Here is a 22,691-nt window from a genome sequence, read left to right as displayed (position 1 = left end):
GCATACTTCCAAGTAAGGAGAAAAGATTCGCAAGGAACGGGTCGTGCCCCCGGCCGCATGAGACAGCGGGGGCCGCCGGCGTTCCAACAAGGCAGTTTCATGCGGGGGAACCGAACGATGATGCCCACTCATAAGGGCGCCCTGGGGCGCTGGCTGGCACCGCTGATGGTGTTGGTCGCCCTGACCCTGGCCACGGCGCCGGCCCAGGCCAATCCGCGCTACGCCGCCATCGTGGTGGATGCCACCAGCGGCGAAGTGCTGCACGCCGCCAATGCCGAGGCCCAGCGTTACCCGGCCTCGCTGACCAAGATGATGACCCTCTACCTGCTGTTCGAGGCCCTGGACGAGGGGCGCCTCAGCCTCGACCAGCCCCTGCCGGTCTCCGCCCAGGCGGCGGCCATGCCCGCCTCCAAGCTATGGCTCCAGGCCGGTGACAGCATCCGCGTGCGCGACGCCATTCCGTCGCTGATCATCCGCTCCGCCAATGACGTGGCGGTGGTGGTGGCCGAGGCCCTGGGGGGCAGCGAGGCGGGCTTCGCGCGGCTGATGACCGACAAGGCTCGGGAGCTGGGGATGCTGGACACCCGCTTCCGCAATGCCTCGGGGCTGCCGGACGACCTTCAGGTCACCACCGCCCGGGACATGGCCAACCTGGCGGTGCACTTGATGGCGGACTTTCCCCACTACTATGACAACTTCGGCCGCACCCGCTTCAGCTACCGCGGCAATCAGCACAACGGCCACAATCGCCTGCTCTCCAACTACGACGGTGCCGATGGCCTCAAGACCGGCTTTATTCGCGCCTCCGGCTTCAATGTGGCCACCTCGGCGCGACGCGGCGATCGGCGCCTGCTGGCGGTGGTGATGGGCGGCTTCACCGCCCACTCCCGGGATGCCCATATGACCACCCTGCTGGATAACGGCTTCGAACGCCTGGCGTTACGCGGTGGGCGCGACTGGGTCGCCTCCGCCGATGTCTCCGCCAATGTGCCGCCGCTGCTGGCGTCGGTGTCCGCCGACCTCGCGCCGCGTCGTCCCGGGACGACCCCGGGCACGATGCTGGCCAGCGCCGTGGACGGCGAGCCGGCGAGCGATACCGCGGCGACCGATATCGCGCGGGCCGAGGCCACCGAGCGGCTGGTGGCGGCCTTCGCGCCGGCCTCGCCGACCTATGCCGAGGATAGCGGCCTGGCCGAGGGCAGCCTGACGACTCAGGACCCGATCCTCGAGCTGATGCAACGGGAGGTCGAGGTGGCCCCGCTGACGCGCCCGGCGGCGACCCGCAGCAATGGGGGAGGCTGGGCGGTACAGGTGGGGGCCTTCCAGGATCGCGACCAGGCCCGGCAGCTGGCGACCCGCGCCGCCGATTACCTGGCTCAGCCCGCGCCGGTGGCGGTGACCGAGCTGGCCACCCAGGAGCGCACCGTGTTCCGCGCCCGCCTGGTGGATTTCGAGCAGGACCAGGCCTATAGCGCCTGCCAGCGCCTCCAGCAGCGCGGCCTGGAGTGCCTGGTGGTGACCGCCAACCCCTAAGGTATCGCGCAGACGAACGGCGCCCGCCGATCCGGCCGGATCGGCGGGCGCCGTTCGTCGAGGCGTTGAAAAAACCTAACGGAAGGCGATACGAGTACCGTAGGTGAGCATCTCGTCCGGGGTAATGGGCTTGCCCGGCACCCCGATCATCTCGTCACCGCACTGGTCGGCACAGGTCAGCACCCCATGGGTCAGGCCCAAGTCGCCGAGCAGGTCGCGAATCTCGCCGGTACCCATAAAGGTGCGCACCTTGCCGCGGTCGTCCACCAGGTCGGCGACACCGTGAGCATGGTGGAAGTGCACCGTGTAGATGCCATCCAGGGATTCCACCTCGACGATGGGAGAGAAGCCCTGGTGCAGGGCCTGGCCCAGCTGCTTGTAGGTCAGCTTGCGGCAGTCGGTCAAGTCGATGGTACTCATCTGCTACCTCGTGGGAAAACGTCGGGCTTGTACAATAAGGGTAGAAGATCGCCCCCGCCTGTCTAGCCATAGTCGTACGTCCTTGCGTCCCTGATCAGGACATTCGTGATCATAGATATATGTTTTGTAAAGCCTTTGTATAGTCGATTATCCAGGATCCAGGGCCAACAGCAGCCGCGGCTCGCCCGGGGCCGCCTGGGGGCTGCGATGCACCAGGCCGCGTCCCTCGTTGCCGACCCACCCTTTGCCCTTGAGCAGGGCGATATCGCCGCAGCCCAGGCGGCGAATCGACTGGGCATCGCGCAAGGGATCGGGCTTGCCGGGGCGCGGCGCCCCCAGGCCGGCCCGCTCGGCCGCCGGCTCCGGAAGCCATTCGCTGCCGGCGCCCGCATAGGTGCTGACCAAGCGCACCGCCAGGTTATCCACATGGAAACGCGGGCACATGGCGCCCTCCAGGCGCTGCAGGCGTACGCCGATGGTCTCGGTATCGAAGAGATAGGCCATGGCCTCGCAGATCAGGGTGATGTCCTCCACCAGGGGCTTTGCCTGACTCGGCCGCGGCAGGTGATTGAGCAGGTCCTCGGCCAGGGCCTCACCGACGCCGCCCCGCCAGCGCCAGTCCAGGCGGCGGTCGACCGCCAGCTGGGCCGCCACGCTGGCCGCCAGGTCGGCATCCAGTTGGCGGCGCATCACCGCCAGGTTGGTGTCGTCGTGGAAGATCTTCGGCAGGATCTCGATGGTATCGCCGAAGGCGGCCCGGGGCGGCGAGGCGATGGGAGCGGTGGCCGGCAGGGACATAAGGACCTCGTCTCTCGGGAATAAAAGTAACTATATAACATTGCATCTATGGAGGCTGGCAAGCCCGGAGGGAGGCCGATGCCATCCTGGGCATCGCCCCGCGGGCGAGAGTCGGTTAGAGTCGGTGTGTTAATTATTCAACAACCAGGGTCAGGAGAAGCGGCGATGTCACCGTCCTTGAAGGGCATCCTGTGGATGTGTGCCGGGGTCTTCTGTCTCTCGGTGGGGGACGCCATCGCCAAATGGCTGGGGGAAGTGCACTCGCCGGTGCAGATCATCTTCTTCCGCACCCTGGTGTCGCTGCCGCTGATTGCCCTGATCGCCCACTTCTACGGCGGGTTGCGCAAGCTGAGTACCCGGCGCCCCGGGGTGCACCTGGTGCGTGGCCTCTTCGCCACCGGCACCATGCTCTGCTTCGTCTTCGGCCTGACCCTGCTGCCCCTGGCCGAGACCACCGCCATCGCCTTCGCCGCGCCGCTGTTCGTGACCCTGCTCTCGGTGCCCCTGCTGGGCGAGAAGGTGGGGCGCCTGCCGCTGGCGGCGGCGCTGGTGGGCTTTCTCGGGGTGCTGGTGGTGGTGCGTCCCGGCGGCGCCGGCTTCCAGCCCGGCGCCCTGGTGGTGGTGGGCGCGGCACTCTTCTATGCGCTGCTGATGATCACTGCCCGCCGCTACGGGGTGCGCGAGTACCTCTGGGCCATGGTCTTCTACGTGACCCTGGTGCCCCTGGGGGTCACCGGCATCCTGCTGCCCTGGGTCTGGCAGGTGCCGGCGCCTTTGCACTGGCTGGGCTTTCTCGGCGCCGGCATCTTCGGCATCGGCGCCATGGCCTGTATCACCCTGGCCTTCCGCCATGCCCCGGCGGCCCTGGCGGCGCCCTTCGACTACACCGGCATGCTCTGGGCGGTGCTGCTGGGCTGGTGGCTGTGGGCCGAGGTGCCGGACGCCTGGGTCTTCGCCGGCTCGGCGCTGATCATCGGCAGCGGCCTGGCCATCGCCTTCCACGAGCGCCGTACCAGCCTCAAGCGCCGGCCGAGCTCGTAGCAGGACGCCTCAGGGCGCCGGGCCGGCGGCGCCCAGGAAGCGCTCCTGCCAGTAGGCGATCTCCAGCGGCACCTGGGTGACCGCGCGGCCGCGGCCCGGGGCATGGATCATCTGGCCGTTACCCATATAGATGCCCACATGGGTCGCCTTGCGCCGGTCGCCGAAGAATAGCAGGTCGCCGGGGCGCGCCTCGCGGACCGAGGGCAACTGACGGTACTGGTCGTCGGCGGTGCGTGGCACCGGGATGCCGGCGGCGCGGTAGCTGAGCTCCACCAGCCCGGAGCAGTCCAGTCCCCGGGGCGTATTGCCGCCGAAGCGGTAGGGCGTGCCCAGGGCCTGGCGGGCACTGGAGAGGATCAGCGCCCGCTCCAGGGAGAGCTCGGGGGAGGCGTCACGCAGGGCCAGGTCGCGGCCGGCGCAGCCACTCAGCAGGGCCAGGCCCAGCAACAGGGTGACCAGGGTGAAGGCGCGGGGCAGGGCGAGGGGCATGGCCATTCCTTCCTTGGCGGGGTTGAAATCCAGTCTAGCCAACTACATCTGCTTTAGAATCACCCAATTAAACCAAAAGGGGAAACCCATGAGCTTCAGCGGCGAGCAGCATCCCGGCGTCCAGGCGCCGACCCCGGAGAGCGACGGCTTCCGGCTCAATCACACCATGCTCCGCGTCAAGGACCCGGAGCAGGCCCTGGCCTTCTACTCCCGGGTCTTCGGCATGCGGGTCCTGCGCCGCCTCGATTTCGAGGAGCTGCAGTTCTCCCTCTACTTCCTGGCGCGCCTCGAGGCGGACGACGCGGTGCCGGAGGAAGCCGGCGAGCGCACCGTCTGGACCTTCGGTCAGAAGGGCCTGCTGGAGCTGACTCATAACTGGGGCACCGAGGACCAGGACGACTTCGCCTACCACAACGGCAACGCCGAGCCCCAGGGCTTCGGGCATATCTGCTTCTCGGTACCGGACCTGGACGCCGCCGAGGCCTGGTTCGACGCCAACGGCGTGGAGTTCGTCAAGCGCTCCGACCAGGGCAAGATGAAGGACGTGGTCTTCGTCAAGGACGTGGACGGCTACTGGATCGAGGTGGTGGAGGCGGCCCGCCTGGCCAGGCTGGGCGCCTGAGGTCGGCCCACCCGAGTGACGGAAACAACGGCGCCGCCCCTGGGGGCGGCGCCGTTGTCTCAGTGACGCGATCCGGTGATCGCCACGGCGGCCTCACGGTCCTCATCGCCCTGGCGATTGTCCAGCACCAGATAGTAGTCCGCGCCGACGGGTACCCGCAGGGTGATGTCCAGTTGCCTCTGGGTCGTGGCCGCGAGTTGGGGGCGGCCTCCCTCCGCCATCCGGTCATACTCCTCCGCCTCGATCAGGAAGACTCCCAGAGAGCCATCCGTTTCCAGCACGATGCGCAGCGAGGCGCCCTGGGGCAGGTTACGCAGCAGGATGGCCTGCCAGTTGCCTGCGGGTACCTGGGTGGTGGTGGCGATGGACTGGGAATCGCCCTGGGCGATAGCCAGGCTGGATATCAACAGCAGCCAGGAGGCCAGGAGGGCGAGGCCGATAATATGTCTTTTCATAATGTAGAGATCATATTGAAATAATTTATCGAAATATACGAGTTTTTTTACGATGAATGAATCAAATTCTATCCGGCGGCGACTCAGGGAAGATAATTTCACTCGGAGATGGCCCGGAATAGTTTGACGACACCTGGAGTTACAGCCTATTACATTTAGACGCGTCCGGGTAATGGGGCCTCGTGATAATAAGGGCGGGGCCACCTTGTGCCGGCATTTTTATATTAGTATTGGTCAATAATTTTATTAGAATATTTGGTTTATTAAGTAAGTGTTTGTAGGTCGCTGATTTTCAAAGATAATGGATGAGTCTAACTCTGGATCATTAACAACGAATAACAGTGGGGCCTGTGGTTTATCATTGTTGGGGCTTGCTGCGGCTGATGATGGATTCGGAGGCGGCTCGTGATCGGAGAGCAGCCCCCGGCCCTGTGCCGGGGGCATGGAAAGTCCCTCGGTATCGTTCGCCATACCATGGGGCCGCGCAGCTGGCAGTTTATCGCACGACGCGACTTCACGGGCGGTACCCCGGGCGGGGGATAGGGCCATGCCCAGGCCAGCAGCATCCGTTGCGGAGAAGGTGTCTCATCAGCTTCCCGAGAATCTCTTGCCCGTCGCCGACTGGTGGCGACCCAGGCACCCCGTTCGCGGCTTTCGCCGTGGCCGTCATGCTCGATGGCAGCGGCATCTGGCCGCCTCCTCTCGTCCTCATCACTCCGCGTTCGGGCATTATGGCCTGGAACCGCTGGAGCCGCGCTTCCTGCTCAATGGTGAGCTGTCGTCGCTGACGGGTAGCGCCGAGGCCTTCGGCGATATGGCCTTCGATGCCGCCGAGGGGCTGTTGTCCTTTGGCGAGAAGCTCGAGGAAGTGATCGCCACCCTCGACGAGGAGTTCGCCGGCTTGCCGGGCATGCTGACCCAGCGCCACACCGATGTCGATGAAGACGGCAATGTGCTGGAGCAGGAGACCCGGCCGCCGAAGATCGCCGATCTGCTTTCCTATTCGGTCCCCGTGGATCCGACGACCCAGGAGAACGGTGACCTGGGCACCCTGTTCGATCATGGCCAGACCTTCGATGATGTGACCGCCGATGGTCTGGTGGGTCTGGCTCAGCGGGCGGACTATCTCTATGGCCAGCCGGTGGGCTTTTGGGCAGGCCCCGCGGAGGACACCATCCTGCCGACCCTGGACCTGGACGGTGATGGATCCGCCGAGTGGCGCGAGGCCTACGACGTGCTCTTCGTCGGTAGCATGCTCTCGGTGCTCGATGATTTCGCCGCCGGGTTTCTGAGCACGGCAGGCGTCGATGATGCCCTGGAAGCGCGTATCGGTGCCGTAGGGCAAATTGATTTCTTCACCAACTCGTTCTCCCCCCACCCCGTCTACAACGACTTGTTGGATTTCGGTGGTTTCAAGATTTTCTTCGATACCGGCGATGATTATCTACTGAGTATGGGGGGGACCCTCGAGCTTAACTTCGCGCATACCTTCGATATCGACTTCGGCATCGTCGCCGAGCAGTTGGGCATCGAGGCACGCAGCGACCATTTCGATGAAGGCGATGACCTCCAGGCGACGGAGGCCGCCACCCAGCCCGAGATCGACCTCGATGCGGGCCTGGAGATTCCTCTCTTCTTCTCGTTCTTCTTGCCGGAGGTCGGTGACGAGGTCGGGGATGAACTGAGCCAGCAGGACTATGACGAGGATTATTACGACTCCTTCGCTCTCCGGGCCGGCAGCACCTTCGAGAATGACCCGATCCAACTGGTGATCTCGGCGGATCAGGACCTGAGTGATCTCTTCGTCAACGTGGGCTTCCTCGGCCTGCAGGGCGAGGAGGGCAGTACCTTTACCCTGGATATCGCCCATGACATCGAGATCGCCGGCCTGCCGTCGAGCCTCGGCTTTACCGGTAACCTGCCGCTGGAGAGCAGCGACGGGGTGCTGACGGCGCAGAAGGGCATCGACGAGATCGACTACCCGGTGGAGTTCGAGCTGATCTTCCAGCTCGTCACCGAGGGTGGCGGTACGGACGAGACCAGTCCCGAGGAGGTGACCGTCGATCCCAGCTCCGACCCGGAGCAGGCGCTGAACGACGCCCTGGGTGCTGCCGGCCTCGATGAGCTGTTGTTGGCCGATACCTTCGGTGCCCAGGATCGCCTACGGCTCTCCCTGCGGGAGGACAATAGCGGGGCGCTGGATCCGCGCTTCGATGGCGGCAGTTCCACCATCATCTTCGATATCACCGATGATCAACTGGCCGGTGACTTCTCCGCGGCCTTCCTCTTCTCCGTGGGTGGCGCCCTGCCGCAGCGGGTCGTGGTCAATAGCGATGAGGTCGAGGATGTCGAGGACCTGGTCCAGCAGCTCAACACTGAGCTTGGTGGCGTTTTCGTATCCGAGATCGAGGATGATGACGAGAATGCTGTCGGGGTAAGCCTCACCACATTCGGTTTCAGCACCCTTTATCTCGTCGATGAATTTACCATCGACGCCGATCGCCTTATCGGTCTCGACGATCTGACGACCACCAATGCCACCGATATCTTCACCCTGCTGCCGGCCAATGACGCCAGCTTCGAGCTCGACCTGTCGCTGGAGGTGCTGGAGGGCCTGGAGCGGACCACCGGTGACTGGGGTGACGACATCGAGATCGCCTTCGGCAGCGACGATCTCTACGGCCTGACCGATGCCTCCCTGATCACCGATGTCAGCGGCTTCAAGCGCTTCGATTACCGCCAGGAGCTGGATCCCGACCACCGCCAGAACCTGATCGATGGCCTGACCCAGGAGGTGGTGGATTTCAATGAGGTGGGGGCCAATAGCGTTATCGGCATGCTCTCCCAGCTCCGCTCCTGGGCCAATCGCGTGGCCGAGTCCCTCTATCTCGGCGACCTCGATGTGCCCTTCGCCGACCTGGTGCTGGGCGAGGTGCTGGGCTTCGATACCCTGGTCGGGGAGACCCTGCTGTTCGATGAGATCGGCGCCGAGGCCGAGGACTTCGACCCGGAGAGCAACAGCGACCTCGCGGCGGTCAGTCGGCTGATCGGCCAGGTCATTATCGATGGCAATACCGAGACGGTGGTTCCCTTTACCAATGCCCAGGAACTGGCGGCACGCCTGGCCCACCTGGGGCTGCTGGATACCACCGAGTTCGAGGATGGCACCCTGCAATTCTCGGAAGACGGTGAGGCGGTGATCTGGTATGACCCGGCCGACCCCGAGGCTCACGATCCCGCCAATCCCAAGTTGCTGGTGCCCCTGACGCTCAATCGTCTCGATGAGACGCGCTTGAGCATGGCCGAGTCGGCGGTGGACTTCCTGCAGCGTGCCGCCGAGGAGGAGGGGGGGGCCACCAGCCTGCTGGGGCCGCTGGAGCTGAATTCCAGCGGTTCCACGGTCGAGCTCAGCGCCTCCGAGACCATGAACGTCACCCTCGGCATCCTGCTGGGCGAGGGGGGCATCCTCCACCAGAACCCGCCGCTGTCCGGCGATGACGACAATGCCCTGGGGGTCACCCCCCTAGATGACGAGGCCCTGGCGGTCACCGGTGGCGGCGAGGTGAATCGCGTCACTGGCCGGCTGTCGGGGGATGCCTTCTTCCAGATTCGCCTCGAGGGCGGCGACTGGGTCGGTGTCACCGTGGCCAAGGAGGCGACCGACGACAATACCACGGTCGCCGCGCTGGCCATGGATATCAACGATGCCCTGGCAGACGCCAGCATCGGCGGCATCACCGCGATGGCCGTTCACGACCGTATCGTGCTGGTCGCCGATGACAGTGTCGCCGCCTTCGATGTCCAAGCCTTCTCGTCCAACAACGCCTACCAGGAGATCGGCCTGGCCTCCAGCCGGGCGTCCAATGTTTCCCTGGCGCTGGCCACCGAGCCGAACTACGAGCTGGCGGGTAATGGCACCCTCACCATTACCCTCAACGGCGATGAGGATATCGAGCTGGAGCTCCCGGCATCGGCGACCGACGACAATACCAACCTGACCAACCTGGTCGATGACCTGAACGCCCTGCTCGCCTCGCAAGGGGAAGATGACCGGGTCATCTTCAGCCGCAGCGGCAATACGCTGATCCTGGGGAGCATCGCCGAGGGGGTGCACTACCTGGAGGTCGTCTTCGATGGCGAATTCGCCGATCTCTTCGGCTCGGTAGGCGGCACTACCGCGGAGGCCGGCCTGCTGCTGGAGGCCGGTGGCGAGATCCTCAACCACTATGGCGATATCTCCGACGATGCCACCATCGGCATCGATTACGGTGCCGATACGGTCACCATTTCGGTCGATAGCGACGAGACCGATGGGCTGAGCGTGCGCTCCATCCGCGACCTGGCGGACCTGCTTAATAACCGACTGGCCGACGAGGGCGTCACCGAGATCGAGTTCGTCGCCCTGGGCGCCAAGCGGCTGGGCATCAAGTCGCTGCATGACTCCGTCTCCGAGATCACCATCACCAACGCCGGCGCTGGGCCGCTGGGCTTCGCCGATGGGGACGGCGTCGACGGAACCGTGCGCCTGGCCGGCGCCAACCCGGTGGCCCATTACTTCGGCCTGGAGGGAACGGCAACCGCGACCTTCGATATCACCTATGACGATGGTGATGGCGATGCCACCGCGGCTATCTCTCTTGCCGCGGATGAGACGCTCCAGGCGCGCACCCTCTACGACCTGCAGCGGGTGTTGCAAGAGAAGGTGGATGCGGCGATCTCCACCATGGATGGGGATCGTCTGATCGTCGTGGGCATCGATAACGGTCGGTTGATCTTTACGGCGGCCGAGGATGAGAACGGCGACCCGCTCCTGGCCAGCTTCAGCATCTCCGCTGCCGATAGTGAGGCCGAGGCCGAGCTGGGTCTGACTCAGATCGGCGGCCTGGGCAATCTGGCGGCCAATAGCGATGACCTGTTGATCCGTACCCGGGACGGTTCGATCTTTACCGTTGACCTGATGGATGCCGATGGCGATATCAATGCCGCCATCGACAGGATCCAGGATGCAGCGGATGCCGCCCTGGGTGCCGGCCAGTTCGAGATTCGTATCGCCGATGATAATGCCAGCCTGCTGGTTATCGACGATACGGGGGGCAGTGGTGTCTTCGAGATCGATACCATCAACGGCTCCCTGGTGGCCCGACAGCTGGGTATCTTCTCCGCCGGCAGCGATGTTCGCCAGGCCGGTGTCGAGCCCAATGTCATCCTGGGCGATCGTATCGGCGTGCCGACCCTCAGCGACCGGCTGTCCATCGAAGACGATGGCCGGATGCTGTTCGAGGCGGAGCTGATGCTTGGCTTCAACTCGGAAGCGCCGCCTGATTTCAGTGCCGAGGCCAACCTGGGCTTCGTGGGTATCGGGCTAAGCGCCACGGCGCCGGCGCTCAAGGCCAGCTTCAGCATGGACCTGACCGAGCCGCAAAGCGGCAGCGGTTATACCCTGAGCGAGCTCTTCAATGCGGCCCGCGCCGGCGACCTGGCAGACCTCGCCGAGCTTATCGAGGCACCCGAGATCGATATCGACCTCGAGGAGGGCGATGGCGATATCGTCTTCACCGTCTCGGTGCTCGGCGGTGGTTCGGCGTTCGAGAGTATCGGATTGGACGATGGCGAGATCGTGGTACGCCTGGAGGAGTTCGGCGCGACCTTCGCCGGCGAGCTCCCGGCCATCGAGATCGGGCACTACACCACGGCTAACGATCCGACGACCTTCGAGGCCTTCGATAGCTTCGAGCAGGCCTTCGAGACGCTTCTCGGGGACCTGGGCAGCTTCGCGGCCCTGGATTTCTCCACCTTCGCGGCGGCGCTTGAGAGCCTGATCGCCGTTGTCGAGGGTTTCTCCGAGGTCGACTTCCTCGACCTGGAGATCCCGATCATCGGGGTCAGCATCCTCGATATGGTCGGCATCGCCGATGACTTTATCGACGGCATCCAGGAGATCCTGGATAACCCCGTCGCCACCCTGCAGGAGCTCGAAGGGCGTCTTGCCGAGGCGCTGGGCCTACCGGATGATGCCATCGGCATGGCGATCGAGGAGATCTCCGGCAGCGACAATCTGATCCTGGAGTTCGACTTCTCCCGCGCCTTCAGCGAGCCGCTCAATATCGAGCTGGATCTGATGGAGCTGGTGGGTCAAGAATTCTTTGACGATATCGACGGCTTTAATCTCGATGCCTTCGGCCTCTATGGTGCCGCGGGGTTGGCGGTGAGTGGCGCCATCGATGCCAAGTTGAGTTTCGGCATCGATCTGGATAGCGCGCTCGATGGCGAGGGCAATCCCCAGGAACCGGAGGTCGCCCTGCTCTATGGCGAGGGGCATACCAACCTCGCCGGTAATCTCACGGCCACCGGCAGCGACATGACCTTCAATGCCGCCCTGGGGCCGCTGGGGGCGACGGTGCGTGACGGCGTGGCACAGCTGGGCATCGAGTTCGACCTGTTCGGTGAGGAAGAGGGGAGCCTGGATCTGCTCGACCTGGATCCGGGCGGCGACTTCCTGGAAGACCATTTCCCGGGCCTCGTGCCGACCTTCTCCGGCAGCGCCGAGGCGACCCTGCCGGTCAACTTCCCCACCAGCTCCAGTTACCTGGGCGATATCCTGCTGGGGGCCGCGCTGTCGCTGGATAGCGAAGGGAAGCTGTCCCTGGAGGGCAACCTCGATGACGATGCATTGCTCGCCTTCAGCGAGGGCTTCTTCGATGATCTGGACTTCGCGAACATCGATATCTTCTCCAGCCTGCCGCTGCTGATCGACGGTTTCGATCTCTTCCTCGCCAACCTCCAGGGCATGATGCAGGGTCAGGTGCTGGGCGTGGAGATTCCCTTCCTCGGCAATGCCCTCGGCGATAGCGCCCAGGTGCTCGAGGACTTCCGTCAGGACTTCGTGCAGCCCTTCCGGGAGCAGGTCGAGGAGACGCCCCAGCGTGGCCTGGAGATCGTTCAGGACCTGGTATTCCGCTCGCTCTGGGCGACCACCGTGCTGGTCAAGCTGGATGAGTCGGCCCCCGATCAGGACCTGGTGGATCTGGGCTTCGACCTGTTCGATAACGGCGTGGCCCTGGGGGACCTGGGCGCCTGGAGCGCTATGGGCATCGAGGTGGGCCGCTATGTCCATGCCGAGCAGACCGGCGATGGCCTGCAGTGGAACTTCGTGCTCGGTGGCGAATGGCAGCCCGATGTGCCCTTGAACTTCGATCTGGGCTTCCCGGCGCTGGGGCTGGAGCTGGATGTGGATCCCGAGGTGATCCTGGAATGGAACCTGGGCCTGGGCTTCGGGCTCGACTCCAACGAGGGCGCCTACTTCGATGTCAGCCGAGTCGATTACGAGATCGACGGCAATGACGTGACCGAGGTCGAGGATAGTGCGCTGGCCGAGTTCGGGGCCCGGGCCGAGCTGGCCTTCGGCCCGACCGATACCCTGACCGGCCGTCTGGCCTTCCTGGAGCTCGAGATCAGTCCCACCGGTGACGCCTTCGCCGTTATCGATGGCCAGCGTGAGCTGGTCGGTACCGGCGTCTTCGCCGACTTCCAGGTCGACCTGGTCAACACGGGGGGCGACGATACCGTGGCCTTCTTCGAGCTGGGCGACCTCGATGCCGAGGTGACCCTGGAGGCCGGTGCGCGCCTGGATGTCCAGGGACTGCTGCAGTTCAACGACGACCTTCTTCCCGCCGGTAGTATCGCGCCCCTGCTGCCCAGCATCCAGGCGGACTTCGTCTTCGACTGGGGCAATACGGGATCGCTGAATGGGCTGGCGCTCCCGCCGCTGATCGATGGGGACTTCGCTTCCGGGATCTCCTTCAATTTCGCCGACTCGCTCAATGAGATCGCCTTCAATAACGTGCAGCTCAATGTCGGCTCCTTCCTCTCCGATCTGGTGGGCCCCATCCTCGGCCAGATCCAGGAAGTCACCGGGCCGCTGGAGCCCATTATCGAGGTGATCACGGCACCGATCCCGGTGGTCTCGGACCTCGCCGGCAAGCCGGTCACCCTGGTTGACCTGGCGGCCACCTTCGGTGAGTTCGATCCCGGCTTTATCTACGCCATCGCCGACATCATCCAACTGGTCAATACCATTGGCGGTCTTGACGGGGAAGAGGCGTATATCGCCATCGGGAGCTTCAGCGTCTTCGACAGGGTCGAGACCTCGGCGGTATCTGGTAGCCAGCTGGCCAGTGGTGGCTTCGATCTCTCGGGGGCCTGGGGAGAAGGGGAGGCCTTCCTCGATGGGGTCGGGGACTTCCTGGATGACTTCAGTGACGACTTCGCCGGCCTGTTGGGTGACGGCGGCGCCGAGGGCACGACCAAGCAACTGTTGACCAGCGGCTTCGGCGAGGGCGGGGGCTTCGATTTCCCGATCCTCAGCGATCCGGCGCAGATCTTCGGTTTGTTGATCGGCCGGCCGGCGGTACTCGTGACCTACGATATGCCGCCCTTCGTCCTGGACTTCGAGTACGAGCAGAAATTCCCGGTCTATGGCCCTATCTTCGCGGTGATCACCGTGGGGCTCGGCTTCAAGGCTGACTTCGCCTTCGGCTATGACACCCAGGGCTTCATGGACTTTTCCGATGGCGACTTCCAGAACCCCCTCGACCTCTTGGCCGGCTTCTATGTCAGCGACCGGGAAAATCCCGATGGTAGCGGGGCCGACGTACCGGAACTGGTGCTTACCGGTGAGGTCTTCGCCGGCGCCGAGGTCAACCTGGGGGTGGCCAGTGCCGGGGTGGAAGGCGGCATCATCCTGACCGTCAATTTCGATCTCTACGACCCGGACCGTGATGGACGGGTACGCCTGAGCGAGATGCTCAACACCATCCTGTTCGAATTCCGTAACGGCGACCCGGCTCTGGCACCGGTCGCCATCTTCGATATTTCCGGCAATGTCGCCGCTCAGCTGCGGGCCTTTATCGAGATCCTCTTCCTCGAGTTCGAACTGGATATCACACCGCCCATCGTGCTCTTCGAGTTCGAGGTGCCCTTCGATCGCGAGCCGATCCTTGGCGATGTCACCGGTGACGGCACCCTGATCCTCAATATCGGCGACTCTGCCAGCCTGCGGCAGGAGGGCGATACCCGCGATATCGGCGAGGAGATCTTCGTCAAGCAGAGCGGTGATCAGGTCCAGGTCTGGTCACCCCAGTTCGGCGTCGGGGAGGGCGGTGCCCAGATCTATGAGGGCGTCAGCCGGATCCTGGTACGCGGTGGTGAGGGGGATGACCTGATCGACCTGAGCGGTGTGACCAGCATTGCCGCCGAGGTATATGGCGGCGAGGGCAATGACACCATCCGCCTCGGCGGCGGCGATGACCTGGTCTATGGCGGCCTCGGTCATGATGTGATCGAGGTCGTCGAGGGCGGCGACAATATCATTATCGGCGGTCGTGGTGACGATGATATTCAGGGCGGTAGTGGCAACGACCTGATCTTCGGCGGAGTGGTCTTCCTGAATGGCGACGCCCCGCTCTGGACGGATTGGACGCGGCTGAGATTCACTGCCGGATACGCCGAGGATGGCAATAACCGTATCCATACCGGCAATGGTCAGAACCTGGTGATCGCCGGGGGTGGCCATGACACCGTCATCGGTGGTGACGGCGCGGATACCATCTATGCCGATGGCGGCTTCTTCGATCTCTCCCGTAGCTCGCCCTGGAGCGTGGATGCCGCCGAGTACCTCGACCTCGGGGTCGGCGGTAACGACTACGTCTTCGGTGGTGTGGGCGACGACGAGATCCATGGCGGCCCCGGTGATGATGTGCTCAAGGGCGGTGTGGGCGACGATACCCTCTTCGGCAACAAGGGCTTCGACATCCTCTTCGGTGATGGCTCGCCCTTCGACAAGGATGACGTACTTACCGATGACGATGATTTCGAGTTCGATGTTGCAGGCAACCTGGAGGCCATCCAGTGGGCCTTCGATGAGACCTATGACCACGGTAACGATACCCTGCACGGCGGCACCGAGAATGACCTGATCTTCGGCGGCTTCGGCAACAGTGTCATCGACGGCGAGCAGGGCAGCGACCTGATCTTCGGTGACGGTGGCCGTGTCGAGTACACCGCCGACGGTATTCCCATCCACATCCATTCGCTGATCGATCCCGATCCCGATGCCGCGAGTGTCGTCAGTGGTTCCAACACCCTGAGTGGTGGCGGCCAGGGCGGCAATATTATCTTCGGTGGCGCCGGGGTGGACAATATCCTCGGTGGCGATGGGCCGGATATCGTCTTCGGGGGGGACGGCGACGACATCATCGACGGCGCCAAGGGCTCCGACGTGCTGTTCGGCGATACCGGCCTGGTGGCCTATCGCAACTATGCCGGTGAGGGAGTGCATCGCCGGATCGGCGACGAGGACCTGCCGGCCGGTATCTTCGACGGCGATGATTTCGACGATAACCCCCTCTCCCTCGACCTGATCATCACCGATCCCGATGAAGCGGCCGATGCCGCCGGTGCCGTCGGTGCCGGCTCCGATATCGTCGTGGGCGGCCAGGATGACGATATCGTCCTCGGCGGCGGTGGTGGCGACTTCCTCTATGGCGACTGGGAAGTCGATCCCTTCGGTCCCGATCCCGACAGCGCGCCCCAGGGCAGCGATATCGTGATCGGTGACTGGGGGCGTCTGGACTTCGTGGCGCGGCGTGTCACCATCATCGAGAGCCTGTTCGCCGGTGATGGCGTGGGCGGTGACGATACGCTCTACGGCAACGGTGGCGATGACGTACTGATCGGTGGCTCCGGCGGCGACACCCTGCATGGGGTCAATGGCGGTGAGCTGGACGGCGACACCTTCATCCCCCGGTTGGTCGATGTGATCGTCGGTTACGATCAGGACACCGGGGAGCCCATCACGGAAACGGCCACCGGTGACGATATCGCCATCGGCGATAACGCCCGCTTGACCTTCGCCCCGGCACTCAACCTGCATCCCGAGGGGGCCGCCCTGGTGACCTTCGGCGGCTACCTGGTGAAGGCGGAAACCACCGATACCCGTAATGCCACCGGTGGTGAGGATACGCTCTTCGGCGACCTGGGCAGCAATACCCTGATCGGCGGCGCCGAGGGTGACGACATCTACGGCGCCGAGGGCAACGATATCGTCCTCGGCGACAACGGCGAGGTCGTCTTCGGCACCGTGATACTGACCGACATGGTCGATGAGGCCGAGAAGCTCTTCGTCTTCCTGGAGCGGGTCGAGAGCGTGGTGACCGAGGATGACGACCTGGTCGACGGCTTCGTCGGCGGCAGCGATACCATCCTCGGCTTCACCGGCACCGAGATCGCCCTGGGTGGCATCGCCGGCGATATCATCGATGGCCACGAGGGCGACGATATCCTGCTGGGCGACAACGGCCTGGTACAGCTGATCCCGTCACGGGCCGATGAGCACCAGGGGACCCCGGGCTGGCAGATCGATCTCGCGGCGCCCGGTGCCCTCGCCTTCCTGGCCGGCGTGGTGGAGCGCATCGTCACCTCGGATGTCGAGAACGCCAGCGGTGGCGAGGACATCATCTCCGGCGGCGAGCATAGCGACATCATCCTCGGGGGTGCCGAGGGCGATACCCTCTATGGCGACAGCGATGTGCCGCTGGGGCCGGAACAGGTCGTCGGTGACAACCTGATCCTGGGCGACAACGGCGAGCTGCTGTTCGACACCGACAACCCCGACTGGGTGTTCCTGACCCTGGTACATACCGCCCTCGGCGGTATCGACAATGACGACTCCCTGGCCGACAAGCCGGCCGACCCCGCCGACTTCGTCGGTGGCGCGGACCTGATCTATGCCGGCGATGGCGAGGATATCGCGCTGGGCGGCCTGGACGGCGACGAGATCCATGGCCAGGAAGGCGACGATATCCTGCTCGGCGACAACGGCCAGTTGAACTTCCTCTCCGGCGCCGAGTGGAGTGGCGATGTCGAGAAACTGGGCGGCGTCCTCGCGATCCTCGAGACCACCGATGAGGCCGATCCCGAAGGCGGCCAGGACCTGGTGCTGGCCGGTGACGGCGACGATATCGTGCTGGGTGGCGTGCTCGGCGATCTGTTGTTCGGCGAGACCGGTGAGGACGTCCTGCTCGGCGACCAGGGACGCCTGGAGTGGAATGAACAGGAGGGCAATGAGACTTACCGCATCCTCGACCTGATCACCACCACCAATCCGACCCTGGGGGGGCGTGACCTGATCGATGGCGGTGCGGACAACGACGCCATGTTCGGCGGCACCGACAGCGACCTGCTGTTCGGTGGTAGCGGCGACGACCTGATGTTCGGCGACCACGGTGAGCTGCTGCCCCAGGAGAACACCTATGGGGTTGGCCATGCCCACAACTTCTTCGCCATCGATACCGGTGCCGAAGATGGCGGGGCCGGCGACCTGATGTTCGGTGGCGACGACGACGACATCATGCTCGGCCAGCAGGGCAACGACGCCATGTACGGCGGGGCCGGCGACGACGACATGATCGGCGGCCACAACGTCGAAGGTGGCATCGATTGGCTGGGCACTCCGACCCAGGTGGTCACCTCCGAGCTCGATTGGGACAAGCGCAGTCATCCCGACTGGCCGGATAACGACGATCCGCGCTTTAACGACCTGATGGACGGCGGTAGCGGCAGCGACGTGATGCTGGGCGACAACGGCACCATCTGGCGTCGCGACGCGACCACCAGTGAGCGGCATTACCAGCTGAATGGAGAGACCATCCACCTGATGCCCGGCGTCGGCGAGGAGCCGGATACCCTCAGTGGCTATCCGGACCTTGATCTCGGCAGCCAGGGCACGGACCCGAACTGGAGCTTCGGCCGCCTGATCACCCTGCTGGATCATGACCATGCCATCCAGGATGCCGGCGGTGCCGATCGCACCTTCGGCGATGACGCCATGGCCGGCGGCGCGGACGGCGACATGCTGTTCGGCAGCCTGGGCGACGACGTGATCCAGGGCGATGGCAGCCTGGAGATCCTGGATCCGTTCGGCCTCGGCGACCTGCTGGTGCTCTGGGAGCTGGACGCCACCAGCGGTTGGCAGCCGGAGACCCTGACGACCCTCGGTGATCTGGTCGATGGCCTCGAGACCAATGACATCGATCCGCTGCGCGACAGTGGCGAGGCCGGGCCCCAGGCCTTCGATCTCCAGATGGGCGATGGTCAACTGAACGAGGTCGACAACCCCCTGCTGGCGCTGCGCTTCAATATCATCGAGCGCGCGTCGGACGACGACGACTACATCGAAGGCAACGGCGGCAGCGACCTGCTCTACGGTGGCCTGGGCCAGGACGACATCATCGGCGGCAGCTCCGCGCTGTACGGCCTGGTGACCGCCGAGCAGCGGCCCGATAGCGGCGACGAGATCTACGGTGGCGCCGGCGAGCGGCTGGCCCGCAACGAGTTCGTCGGCGTCGATGATGACCTCATCGAATGGCAAGATCGCCATGCCCGCGATGCCGACGTGATCCTGGGGGACAATGCCAACGTCTTCCGCCTGATCGACGGTAATAACGATCCGCTGGCCTTCAACTTCGATACCAGCCGCGACCTCGTGCCGGATCACTATCCGGATGAGGGCGCGAACTTCCAGCTCCGGCAGTTCGCTCCCGGCGTCGAGCTGGCCGATGCCCAGGACGCCTGGTACGTCGCGAACTGGCTGCTGATCCAGGCGCGCGGCTTCGAGCTGCTCGACTATGCGGCAGGCGAGGGCGATACCTACGACGGCCCGGGAGAAGGCAATAATAGCGGCGACGACCTGATCCACGGCGAGTCCGGCGACGACCTGATCCACGGCATGGCCGGCCATGACGCCATCTTCGGCAATAGCGAGGATGACCATATCACCGGCGGCACCGGTAACGACTGGATCAGCGGCGGCAGCGGCGAGGATGGCGTGATCGGTGACGACGGCCTGGTCCTGCCCAGCCGCAATGGTCAGGCCGAGCCGCTCTATGGCATCGAGGCAATCGAGGAGCTCGACAAGACCATCAGCACGCCCGGCAATATCCAGCAGGCGCTGATCAACCAGAGTCATGAGCTCAAGCTGGCCGTGCGCCTGTTCAGCTTCCCGGGTGAGGGCGGTGCCACCCTGGCGGCCGAGGGTAACGACATCATCTTCGGCGGCCTGGGCAACGACTGGCTGCACGGTGGCGCCGGCGATGACGCCGTCTCCGGGGCCGAGGCCCTGCCCGGCTACTACGACGGCTCCCTCAACTGGCTGCTGGTACGCCAGCATGAGCTCTGGGGAATCGACGCCCAGGTGTCCTGGTACGCCGACCGGGCGCCGATCAACCCCGGCGATATCCTGCAGTATGAGGGCCGACGCCCGGGGACCGGCGAGTTCTCGCTCTACGATGAGCACGACCCCTGGCGGCGTGTGATGCTGGGTAGCGATGGCGAATGGCTCAAGGACGCGGTCTGGGTCGATAGCCAGGCCGAGGCCGAGGCAATCATCGAGGGCTGGCTCGGCTCAGAAACTGACCTGGATGAGAATGACCCGGCCGTGGTCGAGTACTACCGCGACCTGATGGTGCAGTTCGAGTTTGAAGGCGAGGGCGTGAAATGGCTCTTCGGCGTCGATCCCGGCGATCCCGAGCGGGATCTGGCCGGCGACACCCAGGACGGCGTCGACCTGATTCCCCTATTCGACTTCCTGCTGAATTTCGATCCCCTGGAAGGGATCATCGACACCCGCTTCGAGGAGGGACTGGCGACCGACGGCGACGACCGGATCTTCGGTGACCTGGGCCATGACTGGCTGGCCGGTGGCACGGGGCGCGACCATATGTATGGCGGCCGCGGTGACGACATGCTCAATATGGATGACGACCATGGCTCCAACTTCGGCGATATTTCGGGTCAGAACACCCACCCCCACTTCGATGCCGATGATGCCCTGGCCAACAACCTGCCCGATGCCTATCAGTCCTATGCCGATATCGTCTACGGCGGGGCCGGGCGCGATCGCCTGATCCTCAATACCGGGGCCGACCGGGCCATCGACTGGGTGGGCGAGTTCAACAGCTATGTGGTGCCCTTCAGTCCCTTCGGGGCCTTCCATATCAGTCGCTCCCTGCAACCGCATCTTCAGGAGTTCCTCTACGAGCTCTCCGAAAGCGACGGCGCGGACCAATGGGCGCCGGATCACGAGCGCTTCGATGACCACTTCAACCAGGACGGCCGCATCGACCTGCTCGATGAGCGAGCGGAACGCAACTACGAGCCCTATGGCGAGTTGGGCCTGGTGCTGCAGCAGGACTTCGACTGGAACGAGCAGACCGGTGCCCCGGACGATCCCCAGCCGGGTAATTTCCAGGGGCGGCGCGAGATCATGCGTCGCGAGCTGTTCCACGGCGATGAAACGCCCGGCGGCGGTGGTCCCAATGCCACGGCCTTCGCCGTGGAGGCGGGTGACTGGAGCATGGGTGGCGGGCTCTATACCGCCACCGCGGAGCTGAACCAGGAAGCCGTCAGCATCCTGCATCTGCAGGACGCCCAGCCGACTTACCTGGAGATCCTGGTGGATGTCAGCGTCGACAAGGACAAGGCCGGGGTGGGTTCCAATGCGTATATCCTCTTCGACTACCAGGATGCGGATGACTTCAAGTTCGCCGGTATCGACCAGAGCACCAACAAGCTGCAGATCGGCCAGCGCACGGCCAGCGGTTGGGAGGTGCTGAGTCAGGTCAATCTCAAGCTATGGCATGACACCCTCTATACGCTGGGCCTGGTGCTCAACGGCACCATTGCCACCATCGTGATCGATGGCCAGCACGAGTCCAGCTATGCCTTCTCCGATGCGCTCAACGACGGCTATCTGGCGCTCGGGGCCAATAATTCGGTGGCGCACTTCAGCAACTTCCAGGTGCAGAAGTTGCCACCGCTGACCACCCACGAGGAGGTGTGGGACTTCGAGGGCACCGAGCATGGCCTGACCGAGGAGCTCGGTGATTGGCAACTCGCTGCCGGCTGGCTGAATGGTCAGGCGGGTGCGGTGCCGGCCATGCTGTTCGGTGACCTGCCCCTGGGCGTCGGCCCCTATGCCGCCCTGGAACTGGAGACCCGGCTGCTGGCCGAAGGCCGCTCCGGCCTGGTTTACAACTACCTCGCGGCCGACGACTACAAGTTCGCCCTGCTGGATGCCGAGGCGGGCCTGCTGATGCTGGGGCATGTGATTGGTAATGCTCTGGAGATCGATGCCAGCCTGGCGGTCGAGCTGCAGGATGGCGAGGCCTACGACCTCAAGCTGACCCTGACCGGCGGCCAGGCGCTGGTTGCCCTGAAGCCGGCCGCGGCGGAAGACACCGAGAGTGCCTGGCAGATCATGGGCGAGGTCTACTACAGCCTGCTCAATGCCGGCCAGTGGGGGCTGATGGTCGATGCCAATGGTGAAGCCGACTTCGCTCATCTGGAGGCGCGTACCAATGACATTGCCTATCTGGACGATGCCGAGGCCCTGATGGCCTCCGCGACGCCATCCGGAACCGGCAATGGCGTCACGGTGCCGACCCCGGCTCAGGTCGAAGGCGTGGCCATGGAGGCCTGGGCACGGATGTGGGAGGCCTTCGGCGCCAGCTCGCTGGACTTCGATATCGACGATATCCAGATCGAGATCGCTGACCTGGGTGACGGTCGCCTGGCCCTGGCCGATGGGCTGACGATCCTGATCGATGGCGGTGCCGCCGGCCATGGCTGGTTCGTCGACCCGACCCCCTGGAACGATGACGCCTTCCGCCGCGGCCTGGAGGACGGCGTACTGCTGGCCGTGCCGTCCAGTGAGGCACACGGTCGCATCGACCTGCTTACCGTCCTGATGCATGAGATCGGCCATTTGATGGGCCTGGATCACCTCGAGGCGACCGGCGAGGGGTACCAGCTGATGCACGAGGCGCTGCCCACGGGCATGCGCATCCTGCCCGACGGCGTGATGGCCCATCCCGACGAGGAGGCCGTCGACTCGCCGCTCTCCGGGGAGCTGCCACCACAGGCCGACCGAGACACGGCGCCGCAGGGCTTGGCACTGGGCCACGAGTTGCTGCTGTTCGACCTGCGTGGAGGCGGGCTGCGCGACATGCTGCCCGAGGAGGCACCGCCGGTGGCGGCGCCACCCCAGGAACTGCCGAGCCAGGCGGAGCCCGAGGCGATGGTCGCGTCCCCGGTGCTGGAGGGGGGCGATGATGACGAGGCCTCGATGACCTTCGACTCGCTGAGCTCCCAGGCGCTCTCGAAGCCGCTGTCGCTGCTCGGCAAGTTCGGTTCTCGGCTACGCTGAACAGAGTAAGTAGGGGCAGGTCCCGCAGGGGGCTGCCCCGAGCAAGGGGCCCTCCCGACGGGGGTCGAGAACG

8 protein-coding genes are annotated in these 22,691 nt (G+C 64.6%); 4 read left to right on the top strand and 4 right to left on the bottom strand.

Going from position 1 to position 22,691, the window contains the following annotated elements:
• Nucleotides 1-117 precede the first annotated feature (117 nt).
• Nucleotides 118-1,533, top strand: coding sequence for a serine hydrolase (locus tag ACQ1W9_RS18795; protein WP_431024664.1), 1,416 nt, complete (start codon nucleotides 118-120; stop codon nucleotides 1,531-1,533).
• Nucleotides 1,534-1,608: 75 nt separating this feature from the next.
• Here ACQ1W9_RS18795 and ACQ1W9_RS18790 read toward each other — a convergent pair whose 3' ends face one another.
• Both ACQ1W9_RS18790 and ACQ1W9_RS18785 read right to left on the bottom strand, forming a co-directional pair.
• A complete protein-coding gene (locus ACQ1W9_RS18790) occupies nucleotides 1,609-1,953 on the bottom strand; it encodes a DUF6482 family protein (RefSeq protein WP_195861080.1) in 345 nt (114 codons plus the stop codon).
• 147 nt (nucleotides 1,954-2,100) lie between these two features.
• Nucleotides 2,101-2,751: a DUF1826 domain-containing protein gene (locus ACQ1W9_RS18785; protein ID WP_431024663.1), complete on the bottom strand. Its 651-nt coding sequence runs from the start codon at nucleotides 2,749-2,751 to the stop codon at nucleotides 2,101-2,103.
• A 165-nt stretch (nucleotides 2,752-2,916) separates the two neighbouring features.
• On the opposite strand from ACQ1W9_RS18785, the gene ACQ1W9_RS18780 reads away from it, so the two are divergent.
• Complete coding sequence (locus ACQ1W9_RS18780) at nucleotides 2,917-3,792, top strand: DMT family transporter (RefSeq protein ID WP_346060731.1); 876 nt, start codon at nucleotides 2,917-2,919, stop codon at nucleotides 3,790-3,792.
• A gap of 9 nt (nucleotides 3,793-3,801) precedes the next feature.
• Here ACQ1W9_RS18780 and ACQ1W9_RS18775 read toward each other — a convergent pair whose 3' ends face one another.
• Nucleotides 3,802-4,281 (bottom strand): C40 family peptidase, encoded by a 480-nt coding sequence (locus ACQ1W9_RS18775; protein ID WP_346060724.1) that lies wholly within the window; start codon nucleotides 4,279-4,281, stop codon nucleotides 3,802-3,804.
• An 88-nt stretch (nucleotides 4,282-4,369) separates the two neighbouring features.
• Between ACQ1W9_RS18775 and gloA the strand changes: the two genes are divergently transcribed.
• A complete protein-coding gene (gene gloA / locus ACQ1W9_RS18770) occupies nucleotides 4,370-4,903 on the top strand; it encodes a lactoylglutathione lyase (protein WP_431024662.1) in 534 nt (177 codons plus the stop codon).
• A gap of 59 nt (nucleotides 4,904-4,962) precedes the next feature.
• Here gloA and ACQ1W9_RS18765 read toward each other — a convergent pair whose 3' ends face one another.
• Complete coding sequence (locus tag ACQ1W9_RS18765; protein ID WP_431024661.1) at nucleotides 4,963-5,358, bottom strand: hypothetical protein; 396 nt, start codon at nucleotides 5,356-5,358, stop codon at nucleotides 4,963-4,965.
• Between the two features lie 580 nt (nucleotides 5,359-5,938).
• Between ACQ1W9_RS18765 and ACQ1W9_RS18760 the strand changes: the two genes are divergently transcribed.
• Complete coding sequence (locus tag ACQ1W9_RS18760) at nucleotides 5,939-22,618, top strand: hypothetical protein (protein WP_431024660.1); 16,680 nt, start codon at nucleotides 5,939-5,941, stop codon at nucleotides 22,616-22,618.
• The last annotated feature ends 73 nt before the right edge of the window (nucleotides 22,619-22,691 follow it).

The organism is Halomonas sp. H5 (genome assembly GCF_050613175.1).
Taxonomy (GTDB): Bacteria; Pseudomonadota; Gammaproteobacteria; order Pseudomonadales; family Halomonadaceae; genus Bisbaumannia; species Bisbaumannia salifodinae.
The sequence above is the reverse complement of the archived record's forward strand: the minus strand, read 5'-3'. Positions and strand labels throughout refer to the sequence as shown.

Excerpts from the sequence above, each read along its gene's own strand:
- ACQ1W9_RS18795 (WP_431024664.1), top strand. The coding sequence starts at position 118 with ATGATGCCCACTCATAAGGGCGCCCTGGGGCGCTGGCTGGCACCGCTG.
- ACQ1W9_RS18790 (WP_195861080.1), bottom strand. The coding sequence starts at position 1,953 with ATGAGTACCATCGACTTGACCGACTGCCGCAAGCTGACCTACAAGCAG.
- ACQ1W9_RS18785 (WP_431024663.1), bottom strand. The coding sequence starts at position 2,751 with ATGTCCCTGCCGGCCACCGCTCCCATCGCCTCGCCGCCCCGGGCCGCC.
- ACQ1W9_RS18780 (WP_346060731.1), top strand. The coding sequence starts at position 2,917 with ATGTCACCGTCCTTGAAGGGCATCCTGTGGATGTGTGCCGGGGTCTTC.
- ACQ1W9_RS18775 (WP_346060724.1), bottom strand. The coding sequence starts at position 4,281 with ATGCCCCTCGCCCTGCCCCGCGCCTTCACCCTGGTCACCCTGTTGCTG.
- gloA (WP_431024662.1), top strand. The coding sequence starts at position 4,370 with ATGAGCTTCAGCGGCGAGCAGCATCCCGGCGTCCAGGCGCCGACCCCG.
- ACQ1W9_RS18765 (WP_431024661.1), bottom strand. The coding sequence starts at position 5,358 with ATGAAAAGACATATTATCGGCCTCGCCCTCCTGGCCTCCTGGCTGCTG.